Annotated in this window: 19 protein-coding genes and 1 riboswitch; of the genes, 3 read left to right on the plus strand and 16 right to left on the minus strand. The window is 40.5% G+C overall.

Translation table 11 applies throughout. The annotated features are described in order from the left end of the window. The first annotated feature begins 265 nt into the window (after positions 1–265). Both H5125_RS08285 and H5125_RS08290 read left to right on the plus strand, forming a co-directional pair. Positions 266–982 carry a glutathione S-transferase gene (locus tag H5125_RS08285; protein WP_182744002.1) on the plus strand — a complete coding sequence of 239 codons (717 nt, stop codon included), beginning with the start codon at positions 266–268 and terminating at the stop codon, positions 980–982. A 176-nt stretch (positions 983–1,158) separates the two neighbouring features. Then, entirely contained in the window at positions 1,159–1,359 is a 201-nt protein-coding gene (locus H5125_RS08290) for a hypothetical protein (RefSeq protein ID WP_101086839.1), read from the plus strand. A 205-nt stretch (positions 1,360–1,564) separates the two neighbouring features. Here H5125_RS08290 and H5125_RS08295 read toward each other — a convergent pair whose 3' ends face one another. The 11 genes from H5125_RS08295 to hinT form a co-directional block, all read right to left on the minus strand. Next, a complete protein-coding gene (locus H5125_RS08295) occupies positions 1,565–2,113 on the minus strand; it encodes an NAD(P)H nitroreductase (protein WP_182744003.1) in 549 nt (182 codons plus the stop codon). Positions 2,114–2,271: 158 nt separating this feature from the next. After that, positions 2,272–2,865 carry a DoxX family protein gene (locus H5125_RS08300; protein ID WP_162023365.1) on the minus strand — a complete coding sequence of 198 codons (594 nt, stop codon included), beginning with the start codon at positions 2,863–2,865 and terminating at the stop codon, positions 2,272–2,274. 92 nt (positions 2,866–2,957) lie between these two features. Continuing rightward, a complete protein-coding gene (locus tag H5125_RS08305) occupies positions 2,958–3,803 on the minus strand; it encodes a DUF6279 family lipoprotein (RefSeq protein WP_162023366.1) in 846 nt (281 codons plus the stop codon). 321 nt (positions 3,804–4,124) lie between these two features. Further along, complete coding sequence (locus tag H5125_RS08310) at positions 4,125–5,123, minus strand: phosphotransferase (RefSeq protein ID WP_182744004.1); 999 nt, start codon at positions 5,121–5,123, stop codon at positions 4,125–4,127. A gap of 36 nt (positions 5,124–5,159) precedes the next feature. Further along, positions 5,160–5,870: a nicotinamide riboside transporter PnuC gene (pnuC, locus tag H5125_RS08315; protein ID WP_101086834.1), complete on the minus strand. Its 711-nt coding sequence runs from the start codon at positions 5,868–5,870 to the stop codon at positions 5,160–5,162. A 5-nt stretch (positions 5,871–5,875) separates the two neighbouring features. Beyond that, a complete protein-coding gene (locus H5125_RS08320) occupies positions 5,876–6,136 on the minus strand; it encodes a hypothetical protein (RefSeq protein ID WP_101086833.1) in 261 nt (86 codons plus the stop codon). 53 nt (positions 6,137–6,189) lie between these two features. Next, complete coding sequence (locus tag H5125_RS08325; protein WP_182744005.1) at positions 6,190–8,391, minus strand: TonB-dependent receptor; 2,202 nt, start codon at positions 8,389–8,391, stop codon at positions 6,190–6,192. A 55-nt stretch (positions 8,392–8,446) separates the two neighbouring features. After that, a riboswitch (TPP riboswitch) is annotated at positions 8,447–8,554 on the minus strand. 125 nt (positions 8,555–8,679) lie between these two features. Further along, positions 8,680–9,072, minus strand: coding sequence for a YcfL family protein (locus H5125_RS08330; protein ID WP_101086831.1), 393 nt, complete (start codon positions 9,070–9,072; stop codon positions 8,680–8,682). A gap of 37 nt (positions 9,073–9,109) precedes the next feature. Then, positions 9,110–9,577 carry a PaaI family thioesterase gene (locus H5125_RS08335; protein ID WP_101086830.1) on the minus strand — a complete coding sequence of 156 codons (468 nt, stop codon included), beginning with the start codon at positions 9,575–9,577 and terminating at the stop codon, positions 9,110–9,112. Next, positions 9,574–10,083 carry a PaaI family thioesterase gene (locus H5125_RS08340; RefSeq protein ID WP_101086829.1) on the minus strand — a complete coding sequence of 170 codons (510 nt, stop codon included), beginning with the start codon at positions 10,081–10,083 and terminating at the stop codon, positions 9,574–9,576. Before H5125_RS08340 ends, H5125_RS08335 begins: the two co-directional genes overlap by 4 nt. Then, positions 10,083–10,436 carry a purine nucleoside phosphoramidase gene (gene hinT, locus H5125_RS08345; RefSeq protein WP_162023370.1) on the minus strand — a complete coding sequence of 118 codons (354 nt, stop codon included), beginning with the start codon at positions 10,434–10,436 and terminating at the stop codon, positions 10,083–10,085. Before hinT ends, H5125_RS08340 begins: the two co-directional genes overlap by 1 nt. A 203-nt stretch (positions 10,437–10,639) precedes the next feature. Between hinT and H5125_RS08350 the strand changes: the two genes are divergently transcribed. Next, positions 10,640–12,397 carry a M61 family metallopeptidase gene (locus tag H5125_RS08350; RefSeq protein WP_182744006.1) on the plus strand — a complete coding sequence of 586 codons (1,758 nt, stop codon included), beginning with the start codon at positions 10,640–10,642 and terminating at the stop codon, positions 12,395–12,397. Between the two features lie 142 nt (positions 12,398–12,539). On the opposite strand, the gene H5125_RS08355 is transcribed toward H5125_RS08350, so the two are convergent. The 5 genes from H5125_RS08355 to H5125_RS08375 form a co-directional block, all read right to left on the minus strand. Further along, complete coding sequence (locus tag H5125_RS08355) at positions 12,540–13,391, minus strand: CsgG/HfaB family protein (protein WP_162023372.1); 852 nt, start codon at positions 13,389–13,391, stop codon at positions 12,540–12,542. 2 nt (positions 13,392–13,393) lie between these two features. After that, positions 13,394–13,795 carry a curli assembly protein CsgF gene (locus H5125_RS08360; RefSeq protein WP_123776865.1) on the minus strand — a complete coding sequence of 134 codons (402 nt, stop codon included), beginning with the start codon at positions 13,793–13,795 and terminating at the stop codon, positions 13,394–13,396. Positions 13,796–13,807: 12 nt separating this feature from the next. After that, positions 13,808–14,386, minus strand: coding sequence for a curli production assembly/transport protein CsgE (locus H5125_RS08365; protein WP_310734191.1), 579 nt, complete (start codon positions 14,384–14,386; stop codon positions 13,808–13,810). Beyond that, entirely contained in the window at positions 14,383–15,015 is a 633-nt protein-coding gene (locus H5125_RS08370; RefSeq protein WP_101087213.1) for a response regulator transcription factor, read from the minus strand. Before H5125_RS08370 ends, H5125_RS08365 begins: the two co-directional genes overlap by 4 nt. 137 nt (positions 15,016–15,152) lie before the next feature. Then, positions 15,153–16,691: a curlin gene (locus H5125_RS08375; protein WP_101086825.1), complete on the minus strand. Its 1,539-nt coding sequence runs from the start codon at positions 16,689–16,691 to the stop codon at positions 15,153–15,155. Positions 16,692–16,698: the final 7 nt, after the last annotated feature.

Genomic DNA, 16,698 nt, shown 5'->3' on the forward strand with positions numbered 1-16,698 from the left:
GTTTAGACGCTTGTTTAGGTTGTTGCATAAAAATGAGGTCTCCGCTGGCTGGAACTTAATTTCCAGTGCATATTACTGTGCATATAAATAAGGTCTGCACACTGTGCACAGACTCAAAAAAACGGCCGAAAGTATACCTAAATCACAGTCAAAAAAATACTAAAACCAGCAGATGTACTTTTTTACAATGTTGGTAGCGGTTAATTTTGGGTTTTCAGCCAAGAAACGTTACTCTATTAGCAAGACATCATTTTATAGACACCTAATGAATTCTGCCATTTTGTACACCTTTCGTCGTTGCCCTTATGCTATGCGAGCACGTATTAGTCTTCATTTGAGCCAACTGAATCCGTTAGTGCGTGAAATAGAGCTTAAGAATAAACCCGCAGAGCTGATCGCCATTTCGGCCAAAGGCACAGTGCCGGTTTTAGAGTTTACTAACGGCCAAGTGATCAGTGAAAGTCTAGATATTATGCGCTTTGTATTAACTGAACACCCAGCGCCAGAAAACCATTACTTAACCACAGAAGAGTATCAAGTCCTGCAATACTGGTTAGATAAATCAATGACTGAATCGCTCATTAATGCCAATGATAATCAATTTAAACCATGGTTAGATAAATATAAGTATGCCGACAGGTTCCCTGAATACAGTCAACTTTGGTATCGACAACAGGCAGAGCAGTTTATTCAGTTGTTGGAAAGGCAGTTGCTGCAACACAACTATTTGTGTACCGACAGCCCAACACTAGCTGATTTTGCTATTTTTCCGTTTATTCGACAGTTTGCTAATGTTGAACCTTCGTGGTTTAACACCATGCCATACCCTAAAGTTAACGCTTGGTTAACCACATTAATCAATAGCCCGCTATTTAACGTGACCATGTACAAATATCCATTGTGGTTACCACAAAAAACTATGATTGACCTCAAACATTCAGTACGTAATGATGAACAAGTAATACCTTTGTGCAAAAATTAAAAAATTATGAATATTTAATGGTTTACGGGCTATTAATCGGATAATTTTTAACGTAAATTAAAGGTGTTAGCAGTGAATAGCCGTTTAAGAACATGGATTTCTATTATTTTTACTGCAGATTTTAATTTTAAGCTTACACTTAGATAAGTCATTGCTGGAACGCAAAGGAACATGACATGAATAATATGGATATTACGTTAGTATTAATGCTCATTGCATTACTGATTTTACATATTCACTTTTGCTATCGAGCCTATACCTCGAAAGCACATATCAAACATGGTCAACGTGTAGTGTGGTCTATGCTGAGTTTGTTAATGGGACCATTAGGTTATTATGTCTATCAAAACATGATCCCACTCGAGTTCTACGAATAGATTTGTTTTAGAGCTTTGCTTTGAAGTTCAGTGAATAAAGTCTGATTGTTTCTTAATATATTATTGAACAAGAGCTTTTTAACCCCCTTCTCGTCGTCCCGCTAATGCTTTTAAGCCGAGATCTTGGTGTTTGTTTTGCTTTGTACTTATGGCCTGCGGCCACCAACGTCGTGGCCCATTGGTCATAACCCCAACCTTGCAATGCTTACAAATATCGCGCAAATTGCTGGCCACTTTTAAGCGGTTTAGTGGGAGCGAGCACTGCTGGGGTGCCAACATATAAAAAGCCAACAATTTGATCGTCTGCGGCTAATCCTAATGCGTTATTCACATTAGCATCAAAAGCAAAATCGCCTGTACGCCATACCGCACCTAGCCCAATCGCAAATGCCGCCTGCTGCATTGCCATCGTGGCGCAACCCGCTGCTATATGCTGTTCTAAAACGGGTACTTTATCATGCGTTTGTGTTTTGGCGACGACCGTAATAACCATCGGAGCACGGTAAGGCATGTTGCTCACTTTTGTGAGAAAAGTATCATCTGCACCATTTTTTTTAGCCGCATCAACAAAAATATCTGCCAACTTAGCTAAGCCATCATCTACCGCAATAATAAATTCCCAAGGCGTTAATGCACCGTGGTCTGGTACTCTTGCCGCTGCATCAAGCAAAAAAGTGAGTTGTTCGGCATTGGGTGCTGGGGCAACTAGGCGAGGCGTCGATTGGCGAGTCAATAACAGTTGTTTAGCGTCCAAGATACAATCCTTTTGAGTAAATTATGCTGCCGATATTAGCAAAAATCCCACGTATTAGGTGGGATTTTTTAGGGTTGTTCTATGTAACCTAAACTCGAAATAACAAACGCCTCTCAAACAGCCCTTTTTTATACTGAGATCAGGTGATGTAAACAAGGTTACTTTAACAACCGGCGTCCTATAAAGTAATCAACGCTGGTGTAACGGCCGCCACCAATCACAAATAATGCCAATAACATAATTAGATACGTCATCGCGAATTCAATACCATTATTTAAAATAACAAAATTACCTGAACTGGTTAGCCATTCATAATTACCGTGCTCTTGTAAAATAGCTTTCGCCGCAGAAAGCTTTTCCGCTGAAGCTAACACTTGCTCATTCGCCAACCACGAACTTGGGTCGGCAATAGCCAACCAACCATTGGGTAAATGCACCGCAAAAACAGCAACTAGCATTGTGACCATCATTGGCAATGCCACGATTCGAGTGGCTAAACCGATCAACAGTAAAAAACCACCGAACAATTCAGTGCCTGCAGCTAACGCAGTCATGACTTCTGGCATAGGTAAACCGAGTCCCCAGTCGGGATTGCCGAACCATGCTGCGGTGTCTTCAAAATGTGACAATTTGTTGTATCCTGCCTGCATTAGCACTGGCGCAAGATAAAGCCTTAGCAGTAAGGCGGCTAAGCCTTCTGTATGTTTAATCACATTTAAAAATTGTTGATAAAATCCACTTAGTGTCTGCATAAATAATCCTAGCTGAAATCGTTGTTGTAGTAATAGACCCGCTGAAGATTAAAAATATTTCAGCTTTGGAGACTAACGGATAAAAATAGATATTATTTGTCTAAGTGTAATTCAGTTAAATCTTCTACTAATTCAGCTAATTTTTTATCAAAGTGCTTACGTTGTTTTTGACTAAATGTTTGATTAAGCGTAATCAACATTGAGCCAAACTTACGGGTATTTTCGGTAACATTATCGCGATAAACCTCTGATTTCAGTTCATCTGGCGAGATCATTAATAATTTCATTTGTTGGGTAAAATAATCAGTTTGCTGACGGCGTTTCAGTGCTTGTTCAAATTGACTTAGCCATTCATGGCGATACTCAAGCCACATATCTAACGTGGCTAAACGCTGCGTATTAGCTTGATGAATAATGTTTTTTTGTTCATCTGTAGCATCGCCAGTCCATTCAGATAATTGCTCGGCGATTCTTTTATCTGAGTCTTTTATCAATTCAGCTTGATCTTTGCCGGCGTATTCTTCGATTAATTCTTGTTGTTCTTTTTTTAGCTGCGCGAGTATCTGATCAACTTGTCCATCAGATAAGCTCGCCATAATAGGTAACAGATCAGGCATAACAAAATCGAAAATTCGGGACCAATGTGCCTTCGCCATTGACACTTGGTTAAGCCATAGCTCTGGGGTCATTGTTTGTTGATTAGTCAATGTCGATAATAAAGACAGTTGATCACGATAACGCGGTAATTCTTGTTGGCGATGCCAGACTAAAAACGATTCAATAATAATATCAAATTTATCTTGTTGTTCTGAGGTTAACTCTACGTACTCTTCAACTTCCCACTCTATCGCCCAATCCAGAAAGAAATAGCTTACTTTGGTTGAGCAGCCGACAAAAAATAAGCTACTTAACAGTAGGATAATCAATTTTTTAGACACAGATAATTCCTTTATCAAAATTTATATCAAATCCAGTAATGATGTGATCAATCAGAGTCACTCAGATTTTTCAGTTTGAGACGCATTGTTGAAAGAATGGTTGTTCCCTTATGAAACAATGCAACAAAAAATAGAAAGTCTGAATGACTCCCGCAGGACGGGTTTCAGAACCTTCTATGCTGCTTAATATGATTTTGACGTAGAAAAACTATGTCTATAATCTTATTACTTGTCTAGTAGGCGCTGAATGACCAGATATTTATTAGAACTGGTATTACTTCACTTATACTTTATCAGAAGCTTGTACTTTATCAGAGCATATTAGCAAGTGATTAATGTAAAATACTTTGTAAAGTATTGTAAGTATTGTGTAGATTTTTGCGGTTCTTTGGCTGCCATTAATAACGCCCACATTGCCGAGAATAACCAAAAACAATTTATTGCGGCGGGTAATGCCGCTTTGGCCGCAGACACATCGGTGAGGCTAGCAACCTGACAATATTGCATAATCACGTTATCGATTAATTGGTTAGCTTGCATCGTTGATAGTTGATGACTAGCCACGACGCTGGCTAAATCGAACAACGGATGGCTCGCCACAGCATATTCATAGTCTATACAAAGCAGTTGCTGAGGGGCACTGCCGCTAAGCAGTAAATTGTGTGGAGTTAAATCTCGATGACAAAAAGTCGGCAGCAACACACAGGCTTCTAACTGCGATAACCAATGTCGAACAAGCCCATTTAAGCGTAACAATTGCTGCCTCGCATCATGCCATTGTGGATCTTTTTGCGACCCCGTTAATGAATCTAATTGGTATGCATATTGTTGCCATTGCTCACTAACGGTAATGCTTTTCTCCGGCACCGGCAACACACTGAGTTTACAAAATAATGCACTAAGTAAAGGAACGGCATCCACAGCCGAAATGGATTGATTTGTCGATTGCCCAATCGATAAGTGACTGCGCATTGAGGCAAATATCGACCAGTCTGTCTCTGGTTGATCAATAAACTCACTCAGATACACTTGCTTATCATCACTGACCCAAATCAATGCAGGTGCAATGTTAGCCACAATTGCAGCTTGCCAACATTCAACTTCAAGCGCTCTATCGCACCAATTACTGTGAGGCTGATTTACTCGTAAGACCTTATCGCCATCTTCACAAGATAACTTAATATTAACATTACTGATCCCTGTGTTAAGAAAAGACACCGCAGTACATTGCGTAGCAAGCTGCTGAAATAATGTGGTTGGCATGGCTTTGTTGATTATATTAAGCACATCGATAGGTAGAGATAACAACGGCTGGGACATCAAATATTTACTCTAATAAAATGATATTATGGTTGGTTATGCACCAACCACCTCTTGACTCGTATTGTGTTGCGTTATTATATGATGACGATATTTCTTACGCCACATCATGTATCCGCCAACTGCCATTGCGACGTATAAAACAAACAAACCCGATGTCAGCATTAAGCCTTTTTGGAAGTAAAGGTAAATAGACACAAAATCAATGACGACCCAATAGAGCCAATTTTCCAGCACTTTTTTCGCTACTAGATAGGTTGTAACGATAGCAAAACAAGTGGTTGCCGCATCGATATAGGGAAATGCGGCCGACGTGTAATGAGCCATTAAATATCCCACCAGCATAGACACTAATGATGTCGCGCCGATAAGCCGAGCGTGAGTACTCCAAGACCAACTGGTAATATTAAGGTGATTGGTTTCTATGTTGTGCTGAGTACCATTATGCAGCTCAGAATTGTGCAAATTGCTTTGCTGAGAAGGTGGCACGTGCAACCACAGCCAATAACCATATACCGCCATCCCCATATAATAAATATTAAGGACTGACTCCATCAATAACGATACATTCCAAAATAGTACAGTGTAAATGGCGGTACTAATAAATGCTGCCGACCAACACCAGATATTAGTCCGCATAGCAAGAATTAAGTAAGCAAGCGCTAGCATAACGGCAACAGCCTCCCAAAACGTCATTAATGACGCTTCACTAAAGGCTTGTTGTAGCGTTATAAATAGATCATTCATTGTGGTTATTCGCTATGAGCTAGGTTGAGCTCACCACCGATAAATTTACACACAAAAACAGCTTTACCCCACTTTTGATGTGCGGCTTGCATTTCAACGGCTAGCATCGACATTACATCAGCATACTCGCCACAGACTTGGGTTGCCATCGCGTTAGTCACTCGTTGAATATTGTCATAACTATCCACTCTGCCGATAAACCATTGGATAGGATCGAGATAGTTTTCATTGAACGGATACATACTGATTTCTGCAGTTAACTTCATTTCTATTCCTTAATAAAAATCGCTGCAACAAAGGCTACAGCGATTTTATGTCATTACATAAATTGAACTTCTAATGTCACACCCATTTGGCGCGGATCACCGTAACGAATATATTGTTTATCGACCCAATCTTGATCTGGTTCGTTGCCAAAGTAAAAGCCTCGCACACCATATTGTTCATCAAACAAATTGCGGCCCCATAAATATGCCGACCATGTTGGCGTTTCATAGCCTAAACGGGCGTTATAAATGGTATAGGCTTCTGACTGAGATTCATTGCTGTCAGAATAATAAAACTGGCTTTTACCACTGGCATTCACGTTTGCAAACCAACCAGAATCAGCAACATAAGTCATACCAGCACTGTAAGTAAATTTAGGTGAATGCGCTAAGTCGCGCCCAGATAAATCGACGGTAGAACCGTATTTGTCACTGTATTGATATTGGCCATATTCAGTTTCTAACCAACCGAAACTACCATAGAATTCAATATTTTCTGTTAAATACCATTTTGCATCGAGTTCCGCGCCATAGTTACTTGAACTGCCAGCATTTTCGGTAAATAGAATAAAACGCTGCGGGCTATCTGGGTCTTGTAAAGAGGCGGCAACTTGTTGGTCTTGGCGGTCCATATAAAATAGCGCCAAGGTAGAATCCACTTCTCCATCAAACCAGCTCGATTTTAAGCCAACTTCATAGTTATATAAAATCTCAGTGTCGAACTGTTTCTTGTCAGACAATTCAGCAGGCAGTGTCATATTAAAACCACCCGCCTTATAACCGCGGGCGACACGAGCATAAGCATTGTGATTAGCATTAATGGCTTTTGACAACGCAATATGGCCGCCCCACATATCTTCTGATGGGGCAAAATCATCTTTATTGCTGTCACTATAATCACTATCGCGGCGCTCGAAACGCAACCCAGTCGACAATAAGTAATCATCACCTAAATGGCTGTCTAATTGACCAAATATGGCATAGTTTGTCGCCTCATAGTTTGACTGCAACACTTCATCTGGCCAGGTGTTGTATTCCGAGTATAAGTCGTTATCTTCTTTTAAATTCATCGCGTATACACCCAATAACCAGTCGGTACTACCGGCGAAGATGCGTCCTGCATCTTTGGATGATAAACGGAACTCTTGGGTAAAGGTTTTACGATCGCCCTTTTTGTCCCAGGTGTAATCATAAACACAAGGTTCAGTACCTGAGGCCGCTCCTGCGTCGTCATACACAGTACATGCTTTACTCGCCCAATAATCCGAATTGGCCCAATCACCATCATATCCATTATGATGATCAGTTTGCGCAAATGATGTTAATGATGTGAAGTCAAATGCTTGCATACCCGTGTATATGAACTTAACCCCTGCTCCAGTCGTTTTTTGTGTATCAACACCGGGTTGGTCAGTTAAGGTATTACTGCGATTATTATCTAATGTCCACACATCGTAACCATTATCAAAATTGGCATGCAATAAGGTTAAATCAACTTGAAGATCGTCAGTAGCGTACCAACGGAACTTAGCCCTAGCCGTTAATTCATCACGTTCATTGGTATCATCACGGTTAAGATAAAGGTTGTCACGGTAACCATTTTGATTGTGCTGTTCTAGTGATACACGGTAGAGCAATTTACCTGAGTCATTGAGTGGACCAGAGCTAAAACCAGAAAGAGTACGAAGATTGTCATCACCTAAACTGACTTTTGCGCCATGTTCAAATGATTCGGTAGGGTCATTACTTTTTAAGTAAATTAATCCAGCTAGTGCATTAGCACCATATTGAGTACCTTGTGGACCGCGCAAGACTTCAACTTGCTGCATGTCGTACATACTCGACACCATGCCAAGGCCTGATAGGTCGATGTCGTCGACCACAAAGCCAACCGATGAGTTAGGTGCACCTTGATATTGTTCTTGTTCGCCGACACCACGAATTTGGAAAAATTTAGGACGAGAACTGCCACCAGACCAGTTAAAGTTGGCAATAGAATTGAGCACATCTTCAAAATGTTGCGCCCCTTCGTCTTCTAATTGCTGGGCATCAATAACCGTCACGCTTGACGGCATTTTATCAAGGCTGATATTACTAAAATCAGCATTAACAACAATCACTTCCATTTTTTCATATTCGGGAGTGACATTTTCAACATCGGCCGTTTTAGCCATAACCACAGGCGAGCTTAATGCCACCATTACCGCTAAGGCAATAGGTGTTTGGTGTAACCTAGTAGAGTTTTTCGTGAACATAGGACCTCAAATAGTGATTTTGAGATCCGGCAAGAGTAGCGAATAAGAGGTGCACATAAATAGTGTGGCCCATTCCTACGCCGGTATAAGCCGGATCAGGTTCTAAGGGTTCGTCATACAGACATCTCAGTTCAGGTTTTACTGAACACCCCTTGGCGATCACGATTATAAACTAACTTCACCATGAATACACGAGCAGCGATACAATTTGATAACGCAAAAATATAATTGATTAACTTTATATTAAATCTCAGTAATCATGTCTCTTCAAGTTCTCTGTAGCGTGGCTTAATTTGAGAAAGCTTCGCGCACATAAATCTCAAATCGAATAGCTTGTGTATTGGGCGCTACCGCACCCACTTGCAACTGCTGTTTACCATGTAATTTAACCGACTTCCAACTGCTTGCTTCATCCTCAACTGTAAATCCGCTAGCATCGTACCAAGTGAATTTATATTGCAGACGTAAGTCAGTGCTCGATTTGCTTTGAATTAGCGCCGATGCTTTGATTAAGTCAGCAACCATGACAGATGAAATATCCACAACATTGACATCACTGGCAAAAGAGCTGCTATCGACTCTAACCTGCCCGCTTGAGTCTACCGAAATACCTGCCGTGTTATGCGCACAGGCGCTAAGCAACAATGCTAATGCGAACACAAATATTGACGTTATTTTCATGCTATCTCCTTATTTGCTGTTAATGTAAAGCGTTGACTTAATCTATCAAAAAATGTGCTCTGGCAGTGGCTATCAATTGTTTACGGTTGGTTTGCCAACAGTTCATACTGACGTTAGCCACACGGCGGCCTTGGCGAGTAATTTTACATTCTGCAAAGGTATCTTGATGTAAACCTGCGCGTAAATAGTCAATTGAGAAATCAACAATTTTAGGCACTTTCTTGGCTTGCATAAATACCATTAATTGTACAATTGCCGACATTTCCATAAACCCAGCAATCACTCCGCCATGTATTGCAGGTAAAATCGGATTACCAATGTTGTCATCTTTAGCCGGCAGTCTAAATACCATTTCATCACCAAAACGGGCCACTGACATGCCAATAAATTGTGAGTAAGGTACTTTCTCAAGTAGGTAACTATAATCATTCAGTTCAATGGCACGTTTAACCACATCTTGAACATCTAAACCCTTTTGTGTCTCTATTTGGGTTGGCTCACTCATGATTTCGCCCCCGGTAAATTCCCCATTAACACTTGACGAAACTCTTCGCCGACCATTTCTGGACTAATTCGCATAAAAGAACCCACCGCGTGAGCGATAGGTTCATCAATACTGTCTTGATATGCTATCGCACGGGTAAAAGCAACGCTTGACGATAAACGATAGCATTCAGCAAAGGCATAAACCGACTTATGAGGCTCTGCGGGTTTCATGTAGTCGACACGTAAATCCAATGTTGGAGACAACTCTAACGATTGGTACTTCTTCAAAATGGCGCATACCACGGCTGTGCCACAAGCGGTATCTATCAAGGTTGTGATCACCCCACCATGAATGACTCCGGTGTCGGGGTAACCAATAATATCTTGACTGTAAGGTAACTCAATTAACACATGATGCTCACTGGCTTCTTGCACTGAAAGCCCTAAACGACGGCACTGAGCTAACTGGTTGACAAAACGGGTGGCGACTTCAGTTAACGGGAAAAAATCACTGTTAATTTTCATTATCCACGACTCAGCATTGGGCCTAATGGTTTACCCCCTAAAAGATGCATATGAATATGGTACACCTCTTGACCACCATGCTTATTGCAATTCATGATTAAGCGATAACCATCTTCAGCTATACCGGCTTCATCGGCAAGTTTGGCCGCTACTGTTATCATCCGCCCTAATGCTAATTCATCAGACGCTTTAACATCATTTGCTGTCGCGATTAAATGATTGGGAATAATCAGAATATGCGTAGGAGCTTGCGGAGCAATATCCCGAAATGCGGTGACTAATTCATCTTGGTATAAAATATCCGCTGGAATTTCACGGCGGATAATTTTGCTAAATATGGTTTCTTCGGCCATTTGGATGCCCTCATTAGATAACTGCATTGATGCTATTGATAATACTATCAACTCTTTGAACTATCACTCCAGTAAAAACGCTTTTTATGGGTAATATTTTGCCTAAAATGGGATTCGTTTGCTTAAGTGAGTCAATTTTGGCAGCATTGGTTATTATAGCTCAATCGTTTTGATTGCGACTTGCCACTCATTCGGAATTCTTTATGCATTATCATATTCATGCGGTCGACCCAAAAGCTCATTTATTTGAAGTGACTTTTACGCTAAAAAACGCCAATCCATCTCAGATTTTTTCATTACCAGCATGGTTACCTGGCAGCTACATGATCCGAGATTTTGCCAAAAATATCATTGAAATTGATGCCAAAGAGAATCTACAATCGCTTGCAGTCACTCAATTAGATAAACAAACATGGCAATTGAATAACCAAGGCAGTGATATCACTCTGTGTTATCAAATTTATGCATGGGATTTGTCTGTTCGCACTGCACACCTTGATACTAATCATGGGTTTTTTAATGGCAGTAGCGTGTTTCTAGCGGCTAATGGTCTTGAGTCTCAACCACATACCGTCACCATTGCCAAACCTGCACTTGCAGAATTAGCTCATTGGACGCTAGCCACCAGCATGACTAGAGCATCAGGTGAACAATTTAGCTTTGGTGATTTTAGCGCTGAAAACTACGATGACTTAATTGACCATCCCGTTGAAATGGGTGAACTGGCCATCGAAACCTTTTTCGCTGCTGGTGTGCCACACGATATCGTACTCAGTGGCAAACACAGGGCAAATATGGCTCGATTAGCCAAAGATTTACAAGCGATTTGCGAATATCAAATTAATTTATTTGGCACTCCAGCACCCTTTAAGCGTTATGTATTCATGACCACCGTTTTGGACAATGGTTTTGGCGGTTTAGAACATAAAGCATCAACAGCGTTAATGTGCTCTCGCAACGACTTACCTTTGTCACTCGATGCGCCAGTAGATAAAGGTTATCGCACTTATTTATCACTGTGCAGCCATGAATATTTCCACTCATGGAACGTTAAACGGATTAAACCTGCTGAGTTTACGCCATTTGATTTATCACAAGAGTCTTATACTTCTCAATTGTGGGCGTACGAAGGTATCACGTCATATTACGATGATTTAATTACCTTTAAATCTCAGTGTATTGATGAGAAAGGTTACCTTACTTTACTCAGTCAAATTATGACTCGAGTATACCGAGGCGAGGGTCGCTTCAAACAAACCTTAAAGCAATCAAGTTTTAATGCTTGGACTAAGTTTTATAAGCAAGATGAAAATGCCGCTAATGCAATTGTCAGTTATTACACTAAAGGCGCACTATTTGCCTTGTATGTAGACTTAACTATCCGTATTGAAACCCAAGGTAAATACAGCCTTGATGATGTTATGCGTACACTTTGGCAACAATATGGTTTAACGGGTGTAGGTACAGAATCGTCAAGCCATCAACAGATTGTTGAAGCGCTATTAAATCGTCCTTGTGACGATATCTTTACTTATCTCGACAACACAGACGATTTGCCACTAAAAGAATTACTGGCTCAAGTGGGCGTGAATATGAGTTTACGGGCCAGTGAAGGTGCAACTGATTTGGGTGGTGCTGGAGCTACAGGTTATAACATTGGTTTTGGCGCAAAAACAAAAGCGGAATCATTAGGGTTAAAAATTCTAACGGTTAGCCAACACAGTCCAGCACATCAAGCGGGATTAAGTGCGGGTGATTTATTGATTGCAGCAGACCACTTGCAAGTAACCAGTCAATTAGAACAGCAACTGCAAAGTCGAACCCTTGGCGAACAAATCACTTTGCATTGGTTTAGACGTGATGAATTGATGCAAGGAACATTAACGATCAGTGAAGCTGCTTTAGACACGATTTCGCTTAGCATCATTGATGCGACTAAAACACAATTGTGGCTTGGTTAAGACTAAGAAACGATTATCAAGTTTGAAAATTGATTTACTGAGTACCATCAATATTAATCGAAAATTTGAATTAAAAAAGGATATCAATTTGATATCCTTTTTTATAAATCTTCTCTATTACTATACAAATGTACCAATATGACTAGCTCTGCTTAATCCGTTCTAATACTTGATTTTCAGTATGTGCTTCTAACCAGTATTTTTGTAATGTTGGGTTTTTTACTCCTGATACAGGATCAAGTAAATTCCAAGCTCGTTTCCAAATACCGTCGGCAATCATATGTACGACCGCACTTTCAATAGCAGCTGCAATACATAAACTCACTGGTTCGTTTGAGGTATAACCCGCCTCAGACTCTAATAATTCTTGCGCATCAATAAATTTAAATACGCCAGCAGTAATTTCTTTTGAAATAACGGCCTTAGTGGTTGTAACACTGCTTAATAATCGACCTGTACGGATGTCGACCGCACGTAAATTAACCGTGATGCTATCGACACGGTATTGACCCGATACGCCGATTCCCAAATAACGAGCGCCTGCGCCACCGGTTTTAATATTGGTGTCGTAAGCCACTATGCCACCTTCCATTAAAATTTGGGCACTGTTTAATTGTGGCAACTTACTGGCATCACCATTGAGTCCTGCACGAACAATTTTTCGTTCTGTCAGTAAATTTTGTAACCCTTCACGCTCAACAGGCACAAACCAAGCAGAATCATTGAGCGCCTGAGCTAAGAAAGCCGTTCCAGACTGAGGTACTGCAGTTGAAAAGTTACTCGAAGGTATCGGCTTGTATTGACCCGTTTGATCACGAAAATCATACACTGCTGCCACCATACTTCCTTGGGGGGATGGCAAACTGACTAAATCATAATATGTCTCGCCCTTTGGCATTAAACTTGTGGTTGCTTCAATACCGTCGAATTCACTTTTTATCGAAGAACACGCGCTCAAAGATAGAATAAATAAGCTAAGCAGTAGTCTTTTCATGATTAGCCCCCTGTTGATGCGCCGACAATACCACCAACTTCGATGATGGTCGTCTCGCCGGTTAATAAGTCAGTAATGTGAACCAGTAACGATCCATCTTCATTGACCACATTTATCTCAAAGTCATCGGTTTTTAAATAACCTTCACCACCATTTGCCGCATCATTAAACAGTTGACTCATTAAGCGTGACTGTAATGAACTAGCAAGCCTGTCCAGCGCTGTAGGAGCTACATAGGAGGAGCCACCTTGATGTTCATTTTGCGCTGACGCATTTGCCAATAAATAACTACCATTAAGGTAACTGCCCCCAAACGCAGGGTTAACTGGGGTATATACCAGTTGCGTCGCGGCTAAGGGAAAACTAAATGATGTTATTGATAAGATTAGTAATAATTTTTTCATATGCATTCCCTGCTAAAACTCATCAGGAGCAAGATCGGGGTCTGAAAATGCCGCCCATTTTGCCTGTTGTTGATATTGCAACAAGGAAGCATTGACCCGCTTTGCTGCCATGTTCGCTTGTGCATCAATATTTCGCGATGCTGGGGATAAAAACGTCACAAAAACCGGCTTTCGATTATGCAACACTAAAATTTTACTACCACTTCTTGCTGTGGCTTGCTCTACAACAGTGAGCCCCGAATGGTTGCTCATGCCATTGATATCACGATAAGCGCTAACAAATTCTCGATAAAAACGGTGGCCAAATCTTGTCATGGCTCTATTTAAGATTAACCCATCAATTAAATCAGCTTCACGCTTAGGTTTTGCATCACTGACACTCACTACAGGTTCAGTTGAATGCAATAAATTCTCTTGAGCTTTGGAAGCGGAAGATTCTGGAATAACTTCATCTGTGGTGGGGGCAATGTTAGCTTTTGTAAACTCTGGAACATTAACGTCAACATCTTTACGATCATCAGCCATAGCATCACTTAATAAGACTGCCTGACTAGCAATCAAGCAAATGAGTATCACTGATGGATATTTCACACTCTCACCTCATGCATGTGAGTTTGTGCCCAAGCAATGGCTTGACCACGACTAGACACACCAATTTTTCGAAACGCACGATAGAGATGCGTTTTAATGGTAGATTCACTGACAAATAGTTGATTAGCGATATCGAGATTAGTACTACCAGACAACAACGTTTGTAATACCTCACGTTCACGAATGGTCAGTTGTTCACTGTCATCGTCATGCTCATCGTTTAATATTGAACGTTGCAAGCCTTGCGGCATAACACTTCGACCTTTGAGTATTTCATTCAAACCTTGGCTTATTTCCGCTAAATTAGCATCAGAATAAAATACACCTATTGTTGTTGAAGGATGAATTAAAAATTTAGTATCAAGCTGCTTAGGAAAATTTAAAAACACTGTGTGAATCGCGCAATATTCGCGTTCAATGAGGCGTTGTAATTGGTAAGTTTGTTGTAAATCAATAGTCGACAAGTCAAATACAACAACTGAAATAGGCTCACTTGCTAACATTTTTGCCATTCCATTGGGCTGAGCTTTAGTCAATTTGATTAAAAACTCTTGTGGCCAGCGGCAATCAAGTAAATCGATCAATAACTGTGACCGAGAAACAATCATCCAATTTACGACTTTAAACATCATTTACACTCCATGTGAAGATGAACTAGATGCTCTTTAAACAGAATTTGCATCAATGTGAAACAAGATTAGCAAGGCTTTTATCATTTAACAATTAGTCAAAAGGGTGCTTACACACCCTTTATTATACTTATGTACTACAAACCTTGAGTTATCGTCACTGTGTTACCATAACCCGTGCTGGTAGCGATCGCTGAATTATGCATATCCGCTTGAGTAACATGAACAGTATTGTTACCTAGCCCTTCAACGTATACATCTGCGAAGTTCATAGCATCTGTTTGACTAATAACAATTTCGTTAGTATCACCCCACCAAGATTCAGCATAGGCCTCGTTATGATGACCAGTCTGATCTATATCAATGATTGTTGAAACATCAGCCGCATCGGCATAGGCTTTGTTATGATGGCCATTCTGATCAACGGTAACAACGTTATCCGTACCCCATGAACCAGCACCGATCCCTTCACCATAAAAATTACTACCATTTGGTCGGCTATTAACTTCATTATGATGGCCAGTTTGATTCACTGTAACGGTACTGAATCCACCAGAGTCAGTTGATGCACCCGCATAGTTATGATGACCTGATTGGTTAATCGCAATCGTGTTGTCATAACTGAACTCCCCTTGGAACACTATTGCTTCGTTTGAGAAACCCGCTTGCGCAATCGTAGCGGTATCACCCATACCTTCTTGGTCAACAGTAGCATTGTTACCAGAACCTGAATTACCGTTACCATTCCCAAGAGTTAACGCACTTTGAGTCACTGTTGCAGTGTTGCCTTCATTCGACTGATTGACGATTGCAACATGATCAAAGTCCATTTGCATTACCGTTGCGGTTTGATTCAAACCGTATTGGTTAACTTGAGCTTCATGATTACCGCCACTTTGAGTCACATGTGCATCATGAGATTCACCATTTTGATATACATTTGCCATGTTAGACAAACCAACTTGTTCAACTAAACCAATGTTGTCATTACCTTCCTGCTCTAATATTGCAACGGTATCGTCACTGGTTGCTCCACCATAATTTTGAGTGTTTTGTAATATATCACCAATATTATTTGAACCAGTTTGAGTTAATGTGGCACTAGCAGCATCTGATGATTCCTGCTGAATATAAGCATTATTGTTAGAGTTTCCAGATTGATTAATGGTTGCATCAGCAAAATCTGACCAATGATTATAAATTTCGGCGGTATCTTCACTTCCGGTTTGATTAATCGAAGACTGTGCACCGTCACCGTCATTTTGAGTGACGGTTGCTATGTTTCCATTGCCATTTTGGTTAACAGTTGCTTGAGCATTCTCACCGTTAAAAAATTCCTGTACGACATTTGCTTGGTTATCATTACCAATAGATTCAACAGATGCATTAGCTGTGCTTGTTGCATTATGTTGATCAATCAAAGAGGTATTTCCATCCCCCTCTTGATAGGATATAGCTTTTGAATTTGACGTTTCAGCTTGTGAAATCGTTGAGAGATTACTATCTCCAATTTGGACAATAGTTGCGTCATTAGCAACACTATTATTTTGTTGAACAACCACTGCAGTATTTAGATCTCCTTCTTGACTAACATCGGCTTCGTTGTTACTTGCATACGCACTTACTGAAGTTAATAAAACAGCAGATATTAATAAAGCTAATTTAGAATATTTCATCTTTGTA

It is taken from the genome of Shewanella sp. SR44-4 (assembly GCF_014163715.1).
In the GTDB taxonomy this organism is placed as follows: Bacteria; Pseudomonadota; Gammaproteobacteria; order Enterobacterales; family Shewanellaceae; genus Shewanella.